The organism is Streptomyces sp. NPDC088147, from assembly GCF_044741565.1.
In the GTDB taxonomy this organism is placed as follows: Bacteria; Actinomycetota; Actinomycetes; order Streptomycetales; family Streptomycetaceae; genus Streptomyces.
Genome location: NZ_JBIUSY010000008.1, coordinates 421,368 through 438,859 on the forward strand (window position 1 = coordinate 421,368; position 17,492 = coordinate 438,859).

Consider the following 17,492-nt stretch of genomic DNA (forward strand, 5'->3'; position numbering starts at 1 on the left):
GCGGCACGCTTGCCCGGCCGGGCCGCCGGAGCGACGATGGTCACGTCCGGTGACGTCCGACCGGGGAGGCCGCGTTGACCGACACCTGGGTGGCTCTGGAAGCGGGCGCCGACCCGGTGAAGCGCCGGGGGGCGCTGCGCCGCGCGTACGAGTCGTACGCGACGGCGGGACGGGTCGAGCATCCGGTGCGGTCGGTGGTGGCTGCCTCCTGGCGGCGCTCCGCCCGCGCCCATGTCAGCCCGGAGGGCACGGCGCGTGTGGAGCTGTCCGACGACGAGCTGGCCGGGTACCGCGACGCGCATCCGCTGGCCCGGGTGATGCCGCTCTTCCGTGAGCTGATGGGCGCGTACGCGATGGACGGCGAGCATCTGATGGCGGTGTGCGACGTGCACGGCAGACTGCTCTGGGTCGAGGGGCACCGGGCGACCCGGCTGCTGGCGGGCCGGATGAACTTCGTGCCGGGCGCCCGCTGGTCGGAGGCCGTCACCGGAACGAACGCGCCGGGCACGGCGATCGCCGTGGACCGGCCCGTACAGGTCTTCGCGGCCGAGCACTTCCAGCGGCCCGTGCACCCGTGGACCTGCGCGGCGGCGCCCGTCCACGATCCGTTCAGCGGACGGCTGCTGGGCGCCGTGGACATCACCGGTGGTGACCGGCTGGCCCATCCGCACAGTCTGGCCTTCGTGGGCGCGGTCGCGCGGGCCGCGGAGTCGCAGCTCGCGCTGCTCGCGCCGCCGCCCGACGCCGATGCCGTGCGGCTGACCGCGCTGGGACGTGACGTGGCGCTGCTGGTGGCGGCCGGCCGCAAGCTGCGGCTGAGCCCCCGGCACAGCGAGATCCTGACGCTCCTCGCGCGCCGTCCCGAGGGCATCACGGGGGACGAGCTGCTCATCGAGCTGTACGAGGACGAGTCGGTCACGCCGGTCACGCTGCGCGCGGAACTCTCCCGGCTGCGCGGTCTGCTCGGCCCCGGACTGCTGCGTTCGCGGCCGTACCGGCTGGCCGCGCCCGTCGAGTCGGACTACGGGACCGTGACGCGACGGCTGGCCTCCGGCGCCGTGACCGCCGCGATGAGCGCGTACGCCGGGCCGCTGCTGCCCGCCTCGCGGGCACCCACGGTGGTACGGCTGCGCCGGCGGCTCGCGGACCAGCTGCGGGCCGCGCTGATCGCCCGGGGTGACCCGGGGCTGCTGGCGGACTGGGCGTACAGCCCCTGGGGCGAGGACGACCTTCCGGTGTGGCGGTCGCTCGCCTCCGTACTTCCCGGACAGCAGCAGCCCGCCGCACTCGCGCGGGTACGGGAACTCGACGCCTGGCAGCGGAGGTGACGGCGCGCCCCCGGCCGCACAGGCGAACATACATGCGATGAATCGCTCCTCCGGCTGACCACGCTCGGCGCCTCCCGCGCTGCGAAGCCGCTCCTCGCTCCTTACTGTCGGTTCACAGAGCACCACGGCGCCCGGCCCGTGCGACGGGCCGCACTCCGCCGGGTGTCCCGACCGGAACCGGAGGAGCCTTCATGCCGGAGCTGTTCATCGGCGGCAGGTGGACGGCCGCCGTCAGCGGGCAGACGCGCGAGATCCGCTGCCCCGCCGACGGCACACTGGTCGCGACCGTCGACGAGGCCGGGCCGAAGGACGCCGCGGCGGCGATCGCCGCGGCCCGTGACGCCTTCGACAGCGGTCCCTGGCCCTCCACCCCGGCCGCCGAGCGCGGCGGACTGCTGCTGCGCGTCGCGGATCTGCTGGAGCGCGACAAGGCGGCACTCGCCAGAGCCGAGTCCCTGGACACCGGGAAGCGGCTCGTCGAGAGCGCGTACGACATCGACGACATCGCCAACTGCTTCCGCTACTTCGGCAATCTGACGGCGGCGGGCGGCACCGACAGGATCGTCGACACCGGCGACCGCGGCGTGGACAGCCGGGTGGTGCATGAGCCGGTCGGGGTGTGCGCGCTGATCACCCCGTGGAACTATCCGCTGCTCCAGACCGCCTGGAAGGTCGCCCCGGCGCTCGGTGCGGGCAACACCTTCGTCCTCAAACCCAGCGAACTGACCCCGCACACCGCCATCATGCTGATGAGTCTGCTGACCGAGGCCGGGCTGCCGGCCGGGGTCGCGAATCTCGTCCTGGGCGCCGGACCGACCGCGGGCGCGCCGCTCAGCGAGGACCCGCGGGTCGACATGGTGTCGTTCACCGGCGGTCTGGTCACGGGCCGGCGCATCATGGCCGCCGCGGCACCGACCGTGAAGAAGATCGCTCTGGAGCTGGGCGGCAAGAACCCCAATATCGTCTTCGCCGACGCCGCGTACGAGGCGGCCGTCGACTACGCGCTGACGGCGGTGTTCCTGCATTCGGGACAGGTCTGTTCGGCCGGGGCACGGCTGCTCGTCCAGGACGAGCTGCACGACGCGTTCGTCGACGACGTGGTGGCGCGGGCGCGCGCGATCCCGCTGGGCGGACCGTTCGACGAGAACGCCCGTACCGGACCGCTGATCTCCGCCGCGCACCGCGCCAAGGTCGAGGCGTACGTGGCGGCGGGGCTGGCCGAGGGCGCGGTGCTGCGGTGCGGGGGCGCGCGGCCGGACGACCCCGCGCTGCGTGACGGCTTCTACTATCCGCCGACCGTGCTGGACGAGTGCACGCCGGGGATGTCCGTGGTGCGCGACGAGTCGTTCGGACCGGTCCTCACCGTCGAGCGGTTCCGCGACGAGACGGAGGCGCTCGCGCTCGCCAATGACACGATCTACGGGCTCACGGCGGCTGTCTGGTCCCAGGACGTGGGCCGCGCGCACCGGGTGGCCTCCCGGCTGCGCGCCGGCACCGTGTGGATCAATGACTTCCAGCCGTATGTGCCGCAGGCGGAGTGGGGCGGGATGAAACAGTCCGGCTTCGGCCGTGAGCTGGGGCCCGCCGGACTCGCCGAGTACCAGGAGGCGAAGCATGTGTGGCGCAATCTCGCACCGCGGCCCCTGGGATGGTTCGAGTGACGCCGGGCCCCGGCCGCGTACCGTCGGGTCCCGAACCCGCGCCCGATACCCGTAGCGCCCATGACATCCAGAGCCAGGACGACGACGATTCGCTGAAGGCGTTCGGTTACAAGCCCGAACTCAAACGCACCCTCGGCACCTTCCATACCTTCGCCGCCGGGATCAGCTACATCTCGATCCTCACCGGCACCTTCCAGCTCTTCTATTTCGGCGTCAAGTTCGCCGGGCCCGGGTACTGGTGGTCGTGGCCGATGGTGTTCCTCGGCCAGCTGATGGTGGCCCTGTGCTTCTGCGAGCTGGCCGCCAGCTATCCGGTCGCCGGTTCGATCTACAACTGGTCCAAGAAGCTGGGCGGACCGCATCTCGGCTGGCTGGGCGGCTGGATGATGGTGACCGCCACCATGGTCTCCCTCGCGGCGGTCGCCCTCGCCTACCAGATCACGCTGCCGCAGATCTCCGGCGTCTTCCAGTTCGTCGGGAACGGCCTCGGCCCCACCGACGCGGCGAAGAACGCCGTACTGCTCGGCTCGGTACTGATCGTCTTCACCACCCTGGTCAACGCCTTCGGCGTCAAACTGATGGCCACCATCAACTCCGCCGGGGTGATGGTCGAACTGATCGCCGCGATCGTACTGATCGGACTGCTGGCCGCGCACATCACCCGCGGCCCCGGCGCCATCGTCACGACCGGCAGCTTCGGCGCCGGTCAGCCGCTCGGCTACGTCGGGGCCTTTCTGACCGCGTCGCTCGCCTCCGCGTATGTGATGTACGGGTTCGACACGGCGTCCTCGCTGGGCGAGGAGTCGCTCAACCCCCGTCGCAACGCGCCGCGCGCGATCCTGCGCGCCCTCATCGCGTCCTTCCTCATCGGCGGGCTCATCCTGCTGTTCGCGCTGCTCGCCGTGCCCGATCTGCACAACAAGGCGCTGGCCGCGGACGGACTCCAGTACGTGGTGCTCTCCACGCTCGGTTCGACCGTCGGGCAGATCGTGCTGTGGTGCGTGGTCGTCGCCATCACCGTATGCGCGCTCGCGGTGCACGCGGCCGGTATCCGGCTGGCGTTCGCGATGGCGCGGGACAACTGCCTGCCCGCCTCCTCGCTGGTGGCCCGGGTCAGCCCGCGGTTCGGAACGCCGGTGGTGCCCGCCATCTTCATCGGGCTCGTCGCCATCGGCATCCTGGTGATCAATATCGACCAGCCGCAGATCTTCTCGGTGATCACCAGTATCGCGATCATCATGATCTATGTGGCCTATCTGATGGTCACCCTCCCCATGCTGGTCCGCCGGCTGCGCGGCACCTGGAAACCCGCCGAGGGGCACTTCTCGCTCGGCAGGTTCGGACTGCCGGTCAATGTCCTCGCCGTGCTGTGGGGCGCGGCCATGTCACTCAACCTGGCCTGGCCACGCCACGAGGTGTACAACGCGTCGCCGCCGTATCACTGGTATCTGCGCTGGGGCGCGTTCCTCTTCGTCGGCGTCGTCGCCATCGGCGGCTTCACCTACTACTGGTTCGTCCAGCGCACCCGCACCGGCACGCTCGAGGCGCACCGGTCGGCGGCCGAGGAGCCCGAGCCGCCCGCCACCCCCCTCTGAACACCTCTGACCTGGACCTGGAGCAGCGATGTCCGCGGAACACTCTGTGCGTGCGTTCGACTATGTGGTGGTCGGCGGTGGAACCGCCGGCGCCGTCGTCGCCGCGCGGCTGTCCGAGGACCCGGAGGTCACCGTCTGCGTGGTGGAGGCCGGTCCCTCGGACGTCGGCGACGAGAGCATCCTCAGACTCGACCGGTGGATGGCGCTGCTGGAGTCCGGCTACGACTGGGACTACCCCGTCGAGCCGCAGGAGAACGGCAACAGCTTCATGCGGCAGGCCCGCGCCAAGGTGCTGGGCGGCTGCTCGTCCCACAACTCCTGTATCGCCTTCTGGGCACCGGCCGAGGACCTGGACGAGTGGGGCGCGCAGGGCTGTACGGGGTGGAGCGCGGCGGAGTGCTTCCCCCTCTACCGGCGGCTGGAGACCAACGACGCGCCCGGCGACCACCACGGCCGCTCGGGGCCGGTGACGATCCGTACCGTACCGCCGAACGATCCGTGCGGCCGGGCGCTGCTGGAGGCGTGCGCCGCCGCCGGTATCCCCGTCACACCGTTCAACACCGGCTCCACGGTGGTGCGCGGGGCGCACTGGTTCCAGATCAACGCGCGTGAGGACGGCGTCCGTTCCTCCGCCTCGGTGGCGTATCTGCACCCCGTCATGGGCAAGCGGCCGAATCTGGAGGTCCGCACCGGTCTCCAGGCCAAGCGGCTGCTGTTCGACGAGGCGCGGCGCTGTACGGGGGTGGAGTATCTGGAACCCGACACGATCCACAGCGGCGCGGTCGCGGCCCGGCGCGAGGTGATCGTCAGCTGCGGTGCCATCGACTCGCCGAAGCTGCTGATGCTGTCGGGCATCGGTCCGGCCGGGTGGCTGCGGGACGTCGGGGTGGATGTACGGGTGGACTCCCCCGGGGTCGGCTCGCGTCTCCAGGACCATCCCGAGGGCGTGATCATGTGGGAGGCGAAGCGGCCGATGGTCACCTCGTCCACGCAGTGGTGGGAGATCGGCATCTTCGCCGACACCGAACCCGGCCTGGACCGCCCGGATCTGATGTTCCACTACGGTTCGGTGCCGTTCGACCTGAACACCTACCGGCGCGGCTATCCGACCACGGACAATGCCTTCTGTCTCACCCCGAACGTCACCAGGGCCCGGTCCATGGGCACCGTCCGGCTGCGTACCCGTGACTTCCGGGACAAGCCCGCGGTGGATCCGCGCTACTTCACGCATCAGCACGACATCCGGGTGATGACCTACGGGCTGCGGCTGGCCCGGGAGATCGCCGGCCGGGCGCCGATGGCGGAGTGGGCCGGGACGGAGCTGGCGCCGGGACCGGCGGCACGTTCCGACGAGGAGCTGTTCTCGTACATCCGCGAGACCCACAACACCGTCTACCACCCGGCGGGGACGGTACGGATGGGAGCGCCGGGCGACGCCGACTCGCCGCTCGATCCACGGCTGCGGGTCAAGGGGGTCACCGGGCTGCGGGTGGCCGACGCGTCCGTGATGCCGTTCCTGCCCTCGGTCAATCCCTGTATCACCACGATGATGATCGGCGAGAAGTGCGCCGACATGATCAAGGCCGACGCGGGGTGAGGGCGGAACGGGGTGGTCCGCCGGCCCGAACGGATGAGCACGGCTGAGCACGACGACGATGCAACGTCGCCGCAACGTGCCGCTCCATAAGGTCGGGCGTGGGCGCCGTCCAACGGCGGGCGGCGCGGAATCCGGGAGGCCACAGAGATGACCCGTTACGCAGCGCCCGGCAGCGAGGGCGCGATCGTCTCGTACACGTCCCGCTACGACCACTGGATCGGCGGAGAGTACGTACCGCCGGCGCGCGGCCAGTACTTCGAGAACCCCAGCCCGGTCAATGGCCGCCCCTTCACCGAGATCGCGCGTGGCACCGCCGACGATGTCGAGCGCGCCCTGGACGCGGCGCACGGCGCGGCCCCCGGCTGGGCGAGGACGTCCGCGGCGGAGCGCGCCAATATCCTCAACCGGATCGCCCACCGGATGGAGGAGCATCTGGAGGAGCTGGCGGTCGCGGAGAGCTGGGAGAACGGCAAGCCGGTCCGGGAGACCCTCGCGGCCGACATCCCGCTCGCCATCGACCACTTCCGGTACTTCGCGGGGGCACTGCGCGCCCAGGAGGGCACGCTCAGCGAGCTGGACGACGACACCGTCGCGTACCACTTCCACGAGCCGCTCGGTGTGGTGGCCCAGATCATCCCGTGGAACTTCCCGATCCTGATGGCGACCTGGAAACTGGCGCCCGCGCTGGCCGCCGGGAACGCCGTCGTACTCAAGCCCGCGGAGCAGACGCCGGCCTCCATCCATCTGTGGATGAGTCTGATCGCCGATCTGCTGCCGCCCGGCGTGGTCAATATCGTCAACGGCTTCGGCGTCGAGGCGGGCAAACCGCTGGCGTCCAACCCGCGCGTGGCGAAGGTCGCGTTCACCGGCGAGACCACCACGGGGCGGCTGATCATGCAGTACGCCTCCGAGAACATCAAGCCCGTCACGCTGGAACTCGGCGGCAAGAGCCCGAACCTCTTCTTCGACGACGTCTGGGCCGCGGACGACGACTTCCGTGACAAGGCGCTCGAAGGCTTCACGATGTTCGCCCTCAACCAGGGCGAGGTGTGCACCTGTCCCTCCCGGGCGCTGATCCAGGACGGCCACTACAGCGAGTTCCTGGAGGCCGGCGTGGCCCGCACGGAGGCGATCGTGCCGGGCCACCCGCTGGACACCGACACGATGGTCGGCGCGCAGGCGTCCAACGACCAGTTGGAGAAGATCCTCTCGTATCTGGACATCGGCCGTCAGGAGGGCGCCAAAGTCCTGACGGGTGGTCAGCGCATCGACTACGACGGCGAACTGGCCGGCGGCTACTACGTCCAGCCCACGATCTTCGAGGGCCACAACCGTATGCGGATCTTCCAGGAGGAGATCTTCGGCCCGGTCCTCGCGGTGACGTCCTTCAGCGACTTCGACGACGCGATCAAAACCGCGAACGACACCCTGTACGGACTCGGCGCGGGCGTCTGGACGCGGGACATGAACACCGCCTACCGGGCGGGCCGTTCGATCCAGGCGGGCAGGGTCTGGACGAACTGCTACCACGCCTACCCGGCGCACGCGGCGTTCGGCGGCTACAAGCAGTCGGGGATCGGCCGCGAGAACCACCGGATGATGCTGGACCACTATCAGCAGACGAAGAACCTCCTGGTGTCGTACTCGCCGAAGAAGCTGGGCTTCTTCTAGGCGCAAGGGAAGGGCGCCTGACCAGGGTCTTCACCCGTCAGGCGCCCTTCTCGGCGCACATCTGAGCAGCGAGTCGAAACACGCCCTCGCTCCCGATATCTCCCACCCATATCCCAGCCCTGACCAGCAGTTCCGGGGCATCTCCGGGTCAAGGTCCCGCTAAGGCGCTCTCCGCATCGTCATCGTCCGTGACCTCCTCCCATCGCCGCATGGAGTCTTCGATCAGGGTGTTGGCGTGATTCCGCGCTTCAGCCAGGAACTTGGCGTGGTAGCGGAAGAGGACCTGGATCCTCTGCCCGGCCCGGCGCGCACACTCCGCAGGGTCGACGCCGCAGGCCAACCAGAACGAGATGGCGGCGTGGCGCAGGTCGTAGGGGCGCTTCGCCAGGTCAAGGGCGTGCTCGTCAAGCGTAGGAACAGCCTCACGCGCTCGCCCCCAGGTGATGCCGTACGCCGAGGCATCGATGTAGTTCCCCGCTGCATCGCGGAAGAGACGTCCGTCGGGCGCCACTCCAAAGGTTCGTATGTGCTCGCGCACCATGCGGACAAGCACTGGTGGGATAGGAACCGGCCGCGTCGCCTTGGCTGCTCGCCGTTTCAGGGAGTGGATCTCATGGACAGCGCCGTCATCCGTCCACTCCTTACCCGCAGTCGCCACACCGCCCTTCAGGTTCAGAAGTCCCCAGCCGCTCGTTGGCGGGCGGCACTGGGTTTTCTGCAGGTGGATGACCTCCGCCGGACGCATGGCGGCGTCATACATGCAGCCGAAGAAGGCGTACAGGTGAGGACCACGGCCCGGTAGGGCCTCGACGGCGGCAAGCAGTCGGGCGACCTGAGCCGGGTTCGGTACGCAGTCAGGATCGACTTCGTCAGCGCCTTCCGGCGCAGCTGGCAACCGCTTCCCAGCCCAGAGAGCCCAACGTCCAGTGCCGAGATCAACGAAGCCAACCCGGTCGACGTCGTCACAGCTGCCGTATGGATCGGGTAGTCCTTGATGCCCAGGCCTCGCCTGGTCTGACCCGCAAGCTCATCGACGCCTTCGGCAGCCGTCTGCCGGGCCACACGCCCGAACAGCAACGGCAACTGGCCCGCCTCACCAACCGTGAACGCGAAGTACTCACCGCCATCGCGACCGGCTGGAGCAACACCGAGATCGCCGAACGCTTCTCCCTCGTCGAGTCCACCGTCAAGTCACACGTGAGCAGCATCCTCACCAAGATCGGGGTCCGGGACCGGGTCCAGGCCGTGATCTTCGCCTACGACACCGGCCTCGTCAGACCTGCCTGAACATGACCGGAAGACTCTGTACCGGGCTCGGGCGCCTGCCCCTCGGCTTCAGGCGGGCGGCGCCTTCTTCGCCACAGCAGCGCGCCCCCGATAGCCGTCAGAGCGACCAGGGCGAGGGCAGGGCCGCCCAGAGTGAGGACGCGCTGGAGGGAGGTAGCGGCGGCGTATCCGACACCCGCTTCCGCTGTGGCCCACAGGCAGGCGGCGACGACGCTGTACGGAGCGATGCGCCGGTAGGGCAGTCGGGTGGCGCCCGCGGTGTGCGGGACGAGGGTGCGCACCACCGGCAGGAAGCGGGCCGCGAAGACCGCTCGGCCGCCGTGGCGCGTCATCAGCGTCTCGGCCCTGGCCCACGCGGCATCCGGAACGCGACGGCCCAGGTGGCCGCCGCGCAGCCGGTCACCGAGATACCTGCCGGTGCGGTGGGCGAGGAAGTCACCCGCCACCACGGCGCCGGCTGCGACTGCGATGACGAGGAGAATGTCGACGTGACCGGTACGGGCCAGCGCGCCCGCGGTCAGGAGCAGGGACAGCGTCGGGACGAAGGCGCCGACGAGAAGGATCGACTCGGCCAGGACCGCAGCGGCCACCACGGTGTACGCCGAGGCCGGCGGGAGGTGGCCGAGGATGTCCGAGAGCACGTTCACCGCCTCGTCCCGTCGAACTTCGGCGTGGGCTGGTTCGCGGGGACGAGGGGTCGTTGCAGATGCCAGACGTAGGCGGGGGGAACGTTGGCCCATACCGTCCAGCGGCCCGTGGCGTAGGTGTGCTGGTAGGCGGCCATGATCTCGTCCACGGCGGCGTGGCGGCGGGCTTCGGCCCGCGATGCCGTCAGAGCGCGGGCCTTGCGGGTGCCGAGGTAGGCGAAGTAGGTCAGCGTGCCGCCGGGGTGGAGGAGTCCCATGTAGCGGGCCATGATGCGCTCGACCTGCACGGGCGTGAAGTTGGTCAGGGGCAGCCCGGAGACGATCACGTCGTACCGCTGGTCGGTGTCGAGCTGCTCGACATAGGTCTGATGCACGTTCACCTGCGCGGACGTGGCTGTCAGGTGCGGGTGTGAGGTGACGAGGTGGCGCAGTCGCGAGGCGAAGCGCGGGTTGGCCTCGACGATGTCCAGGGTGCTGCCCCGGGACAGCCGCGGTATCAGGGCCCGGGTGACCGGGCCGGTGCCGGCGCCGGCTTCCAGGACTGCCAGCGGGTGGGGCGCCCGAGCCCATACGGGGTCGGTGAGCGCGCGGGCCAGGGCCTTGCCGCTGGGGGCTATGGCACCCGTGGTGCGCAGATCACGGGCCGCTTCGATCAGGAACATCCAGCCTTCGGCATTGCGCTGCGCCAGGACACGGTCGTGGGAGGTGGTCCGGTCGTTCATGGAATTGACGCTAAAAAGCCGCGTCCGGCATGAGATCCGCCGTTCTGCGACAGCGTCCCCCTGCGAAAGTAGGGGGTGGACATCACTGATCGTCAGACGGAACAGTGCACCGGTCTGCCTAGGATGGCCCAGGTGAGCAGCAGAGAAAGCCGCAGATGGGCCGCCTACGGACGTGGGGCTCTCGTGGCCCTGTGCGTACTGTCCGCCGCGCTGAACGATGTGTCGGTCGTAGGGCGCTACCTGGTCCCCGTCGTCACCGCGGCGCTGGTGTGCGGAGCGGCTCTGCTCGTGCCCCGGCTGCGATGGCCCGTCTCGCCTCTCCTGGTCACCGTGGCCACGGCGTGGTGGGGATGGCCGCTGCTGCCCCTGCTGGCGGTCGCCCTGTTCGACCTGGCCGTGGACCGCCGGGCGCGGGTGGCGGTGGGATGCGCCGTCGCCGCGCTGGGCGCCAACCTGCTCAGCTACCGGGCCACCTCCCTGTGGACGGGGCAGTCCTATGCGTCCACGCTGCTCCTGCCGGTGCTGGCTGTGCTCCTCGGGCTGTGGCTCGGCAGCCGGCGCCGCCTGGTCCAGGCGCTGGCGGCCGACGTCGAGCACCTGCGCATCGAGTCACAGCTGCGCGAGGAAGCGGCCCGCATCACAGAACGGTCCCGTATCGCCGCCGAGATGCACGACGTCCTGGCCCACCGCCTCAGCCTGATCGCACTGCACACCGGTGTCCTGGCCACCAAGAGCGACACACTGCCCGCACCCGTCGCCGAACGACTCGGTCTGCTGCGCACGACGTCCGTCGAAGCCCTTGCCGACCTGCGCGACGTATCCGGAGATCTGGCCTGATCCGTGACGACTGGTCCAGGGGGCGTCCTGATTCCTCGCTCCGAGGGTGTACTGCACTAGCACATCTCAGCAGCCCGTCGCGCTCAAGCGGGCTGTTGCCGGGGCACCTGGCCCCAACGGGACCTGCGGTGGCGCGGGCCGCCACATCGTCGAGAGGGGGCGTCCGGCACCGCGATGATCTGCCATCACGTTGACAGTGCCCCTAGTACCCGCGTTCGAGTCGCACACGCCGGTCAGCGCAGGAGGACGCTTACCGTTCGAGATTTCTCGGTCTGTCCGGCGCGGTGCCCCGCGCCGTCGGGCCGGTACCCGCGTCGGTTGTCCGCCGCCGCCCCGGTCTCGCGGGGAGAGCACGCCAATGAGCGGTGGCCCGTCCTCGTCCGGGTCGGGCCACCGCGCATCGTTCTGGCCGGTCAGTCGGTGGCGAGCATGCCCGAGCGCAGTTCGGCCAGCGTACGGCTCAAGAGGCGTGAGATCTGCATCTGCGAGACGCCGAGTTCGGCTCCGATCTCGGCTTGCGTCTTCTCCTCGCCGAAGCGCATTTCCAGAATGCGCTGTGCACGCTTGTCGAGCTCACCGATCAGCGGAGCGAGGGCGTGGATGTCCTCCATCAGCTCCATGGCCGGATCGTCGCCACCCACGATGTCGGCGTAGACGCGACCGCTCGAGCCGCTCTGCCCGTCGTCATCGGCGTCCGCAGGAAGGTCGAGCGAACCGGCGGTATAGCCGCTCGCCGCGACCAGTCCCTCGACGATCTCCTCTTCGCTCAGCTCAAGGTGGTCGGCGAGTTCCGCGACGGTCGGGCGACGGTTGAGGAGGACACTGAAATGGTCCTGCGCCTTCGCGAGTTCGACACGCAGCTCCTGGAGGCGGCGGGGGACATGGACGGCCCAACTCGTGTCACGGAAGTACCGCTTGATCTCGCCGACGATGTAGGGGACGGCGAAGGAGGTGAACTCGACCTCACGTGAGAGATCGAAGCGGTCGATCGCCTTGATCAGGCCGATCGTGCCCACCTGGAGGATGTCCTCCATCTCCCCGCTGCCACGGTTACGGAACCGGCCTGCCGCGAACCGCACCAGCGACTGGTTCATCTCGATCAGGGTGTTGCGTGCGTATTGGTACTCCCACGTGCCCTCTTCGAGGGCCTGGAGCTGATCGAAGAACAGTCTCGACAGCTCACGCGCGTCCTTGGGGGCGATCTTCTGCGCGTCCTCGATCCAGGGCAGGTCACCCACGTACTCGCCGACCGCGTTCTCGCCCGTCACTCGCGTCGGCCGCGAGGGAGATCGTGTGGGCTGGGGTGATGTCGTCACGTCGTGGCCTCCATCTATCGAGCCTTCGTCCTGACAACCGGAAGAGAGCCCTTCGGACGGCTAATAGTTTACACAAGACATTAGTCAGCAACGGGTGCGGGCCTGAGCGTACCCCCCGGTAGCGGCGCCGGCGTCGATTCCGCATACGCCATCATGAGGGCGCGGAGCACGCAGAGCTGATCCATGCGGGTACGCCGCGGGTTCCGCTCGACGCGCCGACAACTCCGGTCCTCGCCCGGCGGGCGGGGGGCGAAAAGCACGCGATCAGCGGGTCGGGCTCTGGGGTGTGGGGATCAGTTTTCGCCGCCTTGGCCGACGCTGCCGATCGGGCATCTGTGAAGCGAGGGGGCACTGCGATGGTGATCAAAGGGCTGCATCCGGAGAGGGCGGCCCGGCTTGAGGTGCTTGTGGATGAGTGCCGACCGCTGCTTATGAGTGCTGGTGGGATGGCTGTCGTGCAGAGGCTGCTGCGTGAGCGCCGAGTCGAGGTGCTCGACGCGGTGGTGATCACGCGCGAGCTACTGGGGGCCGGCCCCACGGCACTCGGGGAGGCGAAGACCATCGTCCTGACGAGTCCGGGCAGAGGCCGCGAGCTTCGAGTGCACGAGCAATTCGTGGATGACCTGGAGCAAAGCGGCGGTCTCGACCGGTGATGAGCGGTCTCATCCCTCCGCCTCGGTGTCCCATCCGGGGCCGCCGCCCGCTGGGTGGCGGCCCTGGATGCGGGACCTGCAGAAGTCAGCCGGCGACGTAGTAGCGCACCATCCCGTAGGAGAGTGCCTCGTCGAGCAGCGCCCACCCTGTCGGACGGAACCTGGCGTCGGCCGTCTCCTGCCCCGGGGGGGTGAGCTCGAACTGTCCGGCGGCGGCTGGTCGTTCAGCACAGTTCGGGCAGCTTCATCGCCATCAGAGGGGCGTACTGCTGCCCGGCGTAGCAGTCGCTGTCGTGCAGGTCCCCCTGGACGGCGGGGCGGGGCAGGGAGACCTTCACGGCGAGGGCGAGGGGGTGGTTGACGACAAGGATTTTGTCCTCGTCGGTACGGAACAGTTCGGCGAACAGGGCGGGGGCGAGGAAGCCGGTGCCGACGAGGGCGTGGTAGGTGTGCTCGTCGCGACACATGAAGTCGAAGGTGAGAGTGAAAGGCCCGGCGTTCTTGGAGCGGACCAGGGAGCAGTAGTCGAGCAGGGTGGCCACGGTTCTTACAGCTCCTCGGTGGTGGTGCGGAACAGTTCGGTGGGCGAGACACCGGTGGCGACGTGGTTGAGGGTGAAGCGGTACAGCGGTCCGCGGTCCATCTCGGGCGGGGAGTAGGGGTAGGCGAGGGTGGAGACGAGGCCGTCGTATTCGGCGATGGGCAGGTGGCTGCTGGCGTGTGCCACGAAGGTGGAGATCGCGTGCGCGGTTGCCTGGTCGGGGGCGGTGACCGTGATCAGGACACCGAGTTCCTGGGGCTGGAGCGTGTCGGGCTCGTGTTCGGCGAGGACGGCGCCGGCCCCGTAGAGGCGGTAGTCGATGTCGATGGTGTCGGGGTCGACCTGCCTGTCGAAGACGTCGAGGATCTTCGCTTCGAAGTACTTCTCGGCGAAGGGCAGCAGTTCGGGCAAGCGTTGGATGACGACCTTGTCGCGTACGCCGCCGATGATGACGGTCTGGTAGCCGACGAGTTCGGCGCCTTCGAGCTTGTTGGTGTAGCCGTCGGCCGGCAGGTAGCGGGCGCCGGACACGCGGACGGTCTGCTCGTCGACGGCTTCGTAGGTGGCGTAGGTGGTGTCCAAGGTGCCGGAGGGCTCCAGGATGTGGAACGGGTCGGCGTTCTCGTACAGCGTGTGGGCGGCGACTGAGCGCGGGGTCAGGCGGGTTCCTTCGGTGAGGGTGGTGACGTCGAAGTGGTCCTCGCGCAGGTGGACGAGGAGGCCGTTGGCGGAAGGCGGGATGGCGCACGCGGCGCCGCACTCGATGGTCTTGGCCATGTGCCACGTCAGGCCCGGGTCGGCGCCCCGCAGGTGCGGCAGCGCGGCGAACAGGGCGGTGTCGCTGGCCCGGCCGGCGAGGATGACCTGACAGCCCGCCAGCAGAGCCTCCTGAATGGGCTCGACGCCCATCATCGCGACGGTGTGGCTGCGGGCGAACAACTCCCGCTCGATTTCCGGGGCGTTCGGCAGGGCCCGGATGCGGCCCTCGTCGTACAGGGTCTGGAGGCGTTCGGCGCTCTGGTCGGAGTAGATCAGGCCGAGTGTGAAGTGCAGGTTCTCCTCGGCCGCGACGGTGCGGGCGAGCTCGGCCACCCCGTCGACGCCGACGTCTCGGCCGCTGGTGCCGCAGGAACCGATGATCAGCGGCACGCCGAGTTCGTCGCGGGCCTTGAGCATGAGGCGCAGGTCGCGGGTGACGGCCTGGGCGGAGAGTTTGGGGGTGCCGGAGCCGAGTGCGGCGGGGCCGCTGTCGGTGGACCCGGCGTCACAGGCGATGACGTCAGGGCGGGCGGCGACGCCGCGCTGGAACGCCACGGCGTCGAAGCCGGCGCCGAGCGCGCCGGTGGGGGCGAGAATACGGAAGTCCATGAGTGCGTCTCTCTGTTCTCTCTTTGCGGGGTGTCTCAGGCCTCGCGGGGGCCCGTGTTCTCGTCGGCGGTTTTGCGGGCGAGGCGGGTGAAGACGGTGAAGGTGACGGCGCCGAAGACAGCGGCGTTCAGCAGCATGAAGCGCCATCCAGTGAGGTCGACCGTGAGACCGAGGAGCGCGGGTCCCAGCGCCATCCCGGCGGCGGAGGCGACGGTGTAAAGGCCGGTGTACGTGCCCAGCACCCGTTCGTTGGGAGCCAGACTCCACAGCGCGACCAGGGCGTTGACCGCGAAGACGGCATACCCGATCGAGCTCAGGACCATGGAGACGATCGTCGTCGTGGGGCTCGGGTTGACGGATCCGACCAGCAGTCCGACGACGAACAATGCCACGCCGTAGCGGATCGCACGGACCTGGCCGATGCGGCCCGACGCGTAGGCGATCGGCACGACCGCGATCAGGAAAGCGACCGCACCGGGCAGCGCCAACCCGCCCGCGGCTCCACGCGACAGCCCCAGCACTTCCGTGCCGTAGGGGGTGAGCAGCGAACGCAGCGCGGACCACATCCCGGCGAAACAGAAAATGCCGGCCATCAGCAGCAGCCGGGCGCCGGAGGGATCCCGGACCAGATCCCTGACCACCGCCCACGGTGAGGAGAACTCCGCCGCCCCACCCGGCACGGCGTGATCTGGCACACCCGCATCCCGGTGCGAGGGGAGGACCTTCTCGGTGTGGTGCCGGCCCAGGAAGGCCCAGGAGACACCGATCATGATCAGCATCAGGATCGGAGGGATGGCGAACGCCAGAGTAAGGCTGCGGTCGACCACCAGCAGGCTGACCAGCGAGGAGATCACGATGGTGAGGCTGACGCCAGCCTTGATGAAGCCCTGGGCCTTGCTGCGGTTCTCCGGAGCGATGTAGTCGGACACCAGGGTCTCGATGATGCCCTTGAAGGCGTTGGCGACGAGCGCGAAGAAGAAGATGCACACCATCAGGGCCGGCAGGCTGCTCGTCCAGGGGATCAGCGCGAAGGGCACCGCGGCGAGGCAGGCACCGGCGAGGATGATCGGCCAACGCCCGAGGCGCGAGTCGGCCCGCCGGTCGGAGAGGTATCCCATCCAGGGCTGGACGATGACGCCGAGGACGTTGTCCATGCCCATGATCAGCCCTACCAGGCCAGCGGAGGTCAGGTAGTGGCGCAATTGCGCCGGGACCTGGGCATCGTAGAAGTTCCAGACCGATTCCTGAGCGAAGACCGCCAGGGTGACCCAGAGGACCGTGCTGCCGCTCATCCGTGTCGGCGCGGCAGGCGGACTCGGAGTGGCTGGTGCGCCGCCAGGGGACGGTCGCTGGGTTTCGTGCATCATGGCGCTCCTTGCCATATGCTATAGCTAAAGTGGGACGTGCACCCGTCGGCAACCTCCCGCAGGGCCGACCGGTAGACGCCCAGATGACGGGGAGATCAGCCGCTGGAGAGCTGGATCAACGCTTCACGGTGGTGGTGCATGGCGAGCTGCTCGGCCCGTTCTTCGTCTCGCTCCAGCAGAGCGTCGAGGAGACCTCGATGCTCGCGATAGCGCCGACGGAACGCCTCGGCCCGCTCCGGGGCCAGCCTGATGGTCAGGTCCAGGCGCTCCTCGTCACTGAATGCGCGGGCCTGGCCAAGCAGGCCCTCCAGGACGGGATTGCCGACGGAGGCTTCCATCTGGTGATGAAACTGGCGCAGCAGCCGGAACACGGCAGTAAGCCGGTCGGCCAGCTCGACCTCCGACCCCTGCTCAGCCACGGCCTGCTCCGTCTGCGCGACCAGCCGATCGGCCCGGTCCAGCAGCTCCGACAGCTCGGCGAGCTGGGCATCGGTGGCACTGCGGGCAGCCAGGCGGGCCATCAGCGCGGAGAGCCGCACCTCCGCCTCCACGATCTGCGAGCGCGCGGAGGCGGAATGATCCGCGATCCGCAGGGACCGGGGCCCTACCCGCTCGACAACCTTCTCGTGAACCAGCTGGCGCAGCGCTTCGCGCACCGGAGTGGGACTGACGCCGAGCCGGGCGGCAAGATCACGCTCGGTGATCTTCTCGCCCGGCCGCAAGGCGCCCTCGCGTACCGCGTCACGAAGCCGCTGGTAGGCCTGGTCGGCCAGCGACATGGTTTCCATGGGGCCGAGGGGGTTTCGCATAACCGTAAGAGTGACTTCCGCTATAGCAAACAGTCAATAGGGCGATTGTGTGCTGTTTTCCAGGACGTTGCAGGCCGACCCAACCGCAGTCCG

14 protein-coding genes and 2 pseudogenes are annotated in these 17,492 nt (G+C 69.2%); 8 read left to right on the forward strand and 8 right to left on the reverse strand.

Translation table 11 applies throughout. The features are described 5' to 3' along the window. Positions 1-74: 74 nt before the first annotated feature. The 5 genes from ACIOGX_RS28130 to ACIOGX_RS28150 all read left to right on the forward strand — a co-directional run bounded on the left by ACIOGX_RS28130 (position 75) and on the right by ACIOGX_RS28150 (position 7,852). Positions 75-1,328 carry a GAF domain-containing protein gene (locus ACIOGX_RS28130; protein ID WP_401917340.1) on the forward strand — a complete coding sequence of 418 codons (1,254 nt, stop codon included), beginning with the start codon at positions 75-77 and terminating at the stop codon, positions 1,326-1,328. Between the two features lie 191 nt (positions 1,329-1,519). Next, the gene (locus tag ACIOGX_RS28135; protein ID WP_356516228.1) at positions 1,520-2,989 is read left to right on the forward strand and encodes an aldehyde dehydrogenase family protein; all 1,470 of its coding nucleotides are present in this window, start codon (positions 1,520-1,522) and stop codon (positions 2,987-2,989) included. Next, the gene (locus ACIOGX_RS28140) at positions 2,977-4,584 is read left to right on the forward strand and encodes an APC family permease (RefSeq protein WP_401917343.1); all 1,608 of its coding nucleotides are present in this window, start codon (positions 2,977-2,979) and stop codon (positions 4,582-4,584) included. Before ACIOGX_RS28135 ends, ACIOGX_RS28140 begins: the two co-directional genes overlap by 13 nt. Before the next feature lie 28 nt (positions 4,585-4,612). Next, positions 4,613-6,181: a GMC family oxidoreductase gene (locus ACIOGX_RS28145; protein WP_401917346.1), complete on the forward strand. Its 1,569-nt coding sequence runs from the start codon at positions 4,613-4,615 to the stop codon at positions 6,179-6,181. 147 nt (positions 6,182-6,328) lie between these two features. Beyond that, entirely contained in the window at positions 6,329-7,852 is a 1,524-nt protein-coding gene (locus ACIOGX_RS28150; protein WP_401917349.1) for an aldehyde dehydrogenase family protein, read from the forward strand. Between the two features lie 148 nt (positions 7,853-8,000). Here the strand turns inward: ACIOGX_RS28150 and ACIOGX_RS28155 are convergent, their stop codons facing one another. After that, on the reverse strand, positions 8,001-8,747 hold the full coding sequence (locus ACIOGX_RS28155; protein ID WP_401917351.1) for a hypothetical protein: 747 nt from the start codon (positions 8,745-8,747) through the stop codon (positions 8,001-8,003). 98 nt (positions 8,748-8,845) lie between these two features. Between ACIOGX_RS28155 and ACIOGX_RS28160 the strand changes: the two are divergent. Further along, a pseudogene (locus ACIOGX_RS28160) lies at positions 8,846-9,139 on the forward strand (response regulator transcription factor); the annotation flags it as partial. Here ACIOGX_RS28160 and ACIOGX_RS28165 read toward each other — a convergent pair. Together ACIOGX_RS28165 and ACIOGX_RS28170 are read right to left on the reverse strand one after the other, a co-directional pair. Further along, positions 9,109-9,786: a DedA family protein gene (locus ACIOGX_RS28165; protein ID WP_401768609.1), complete on the reverse strand. Its 678-nt coding sequence runs from the start codon at positions 9,784-9,786 to the stop codon at positions 9,109-9,111. The pseudogene ACIOGX_RS28160 and the gene ACIOGX_RS28165 overlap by 31 nt on opposite strands. Beyond that, on the reverse strand, positions 9,783-10,508 hold the full coding sequence (locus ACIOGX_RS28170) for a class I SAM-dependent methyltransferase (protein ID WP_401917354.1): 726 nt from the start codon (positions 10,506-10,508) through the stop codon (positions 9,783-9,785). The genes ACIOGX_RS28165 and ACIOGX_RS28170 overlap by 4 nt, the downstream gene beginning before the upstream one ends. A 123-nt stretch (positions 10,509-10,631) precedes the next feature. On the opposite strand from ACIOGX_RS28170, the pseudogene ACIOGX_RS28175 reads away from it, so the two are divergent. Beyond that, a pseudogene (locus ACIOGX_RS28175) lies at positions 10,632-11,339 on the forward strand (histidine kinase); the annotation flags it as partial. A gap of 419 nt (positions 11,340-11,758) precedes the next feature. Here ACIOGX_RS28175 and ACIOGX_RS28180 read toward each other — a convergent pair. After that, positions 11,759-12,613, reverse strand: a complete 855-nt coding sequence (locus ACIOGX_RS28180; RefSeq protein ID WP_401917562.1) for a SigB/SigF/SigG family RNA polymerase sigma factor — start codon at positions 12,611-12,613, stop codon at positions 11,759-11,761. A 404-nt stretch (positions 12,614-13,017) separates the two neighbouring features. On the opposite strand from ACIOGX_RS28180, the gene ACIOGX_RS28185 reads away from it, so the two are divergent. Continuing rightward, positions 13,018-13,314, forward strand: a complete 297-nt coding sequence (locus tag ACIOGX_RS28185; RefSeq protein ID WP_360419539.1) for a hypothetical protein — start codon at positions 13,018-13,020, stop codon at positions 13,312-13,314. Positions 13,315-13,538: 224 nt separating this feature from the next. On the opposite strand, the gene ACIOGX_RS28190 is transcribed toward ACIOGX_RS28185, so the two are convergent. The 4 genes from ACIOGX_RS28190 to ACIOGX_RS28205 form a co-directional block, all read right to left on the reverse strand. Beyond that, positions 13,539-13,856: a DUF4387 domain-containing protein gene (locus ACIOGX_RS28190; RefSeq protein WP_356516210.1), complete on the reverse strand. Its 318-nt coding sequence runs from the start codon at positions 13,854-13,856 to the stop codon at positions 13,539-13,541. Positions 13,857-13,861: 5 nt separating this feature from the next. Next, entirely contained in the window at positions 13,862-15,223 is a 1,362-nt protein-coding gene (locus tag ACIOGX_RS28195; protein ID WP_401917358.1) for an acyclic terpene utilization AtuA family protein, read from the reverse strand. 35 nt (positions 15,224-15,258) lie between these two features. Continuing rightward, positions 15,259-16,515, reverse strand: coding sequence for an MFS transporter (locus ACIOGX_RS28200; protein WP_356516206.1), 1,257 nt, complete (start codon positions 16,513-16,515; stop codon positions 15,259-15,261). A gap of 170 nt (positions 16,516-16,685) precedes the next feature. Further along, positions 16,686-17,369 (reverse strand): GntR family transcriptional regulator, encoded by a 684-nt coding sequence (locus ACIOGX_RS28205; protein ID WP_401917361.1) that lies wholly within the window; start codon positions 17,367-17,369, stop codon positions 16,686-16,688. Between the last annotated feature and the right edge of the window lie 123 nt (positions 17,370-17,492).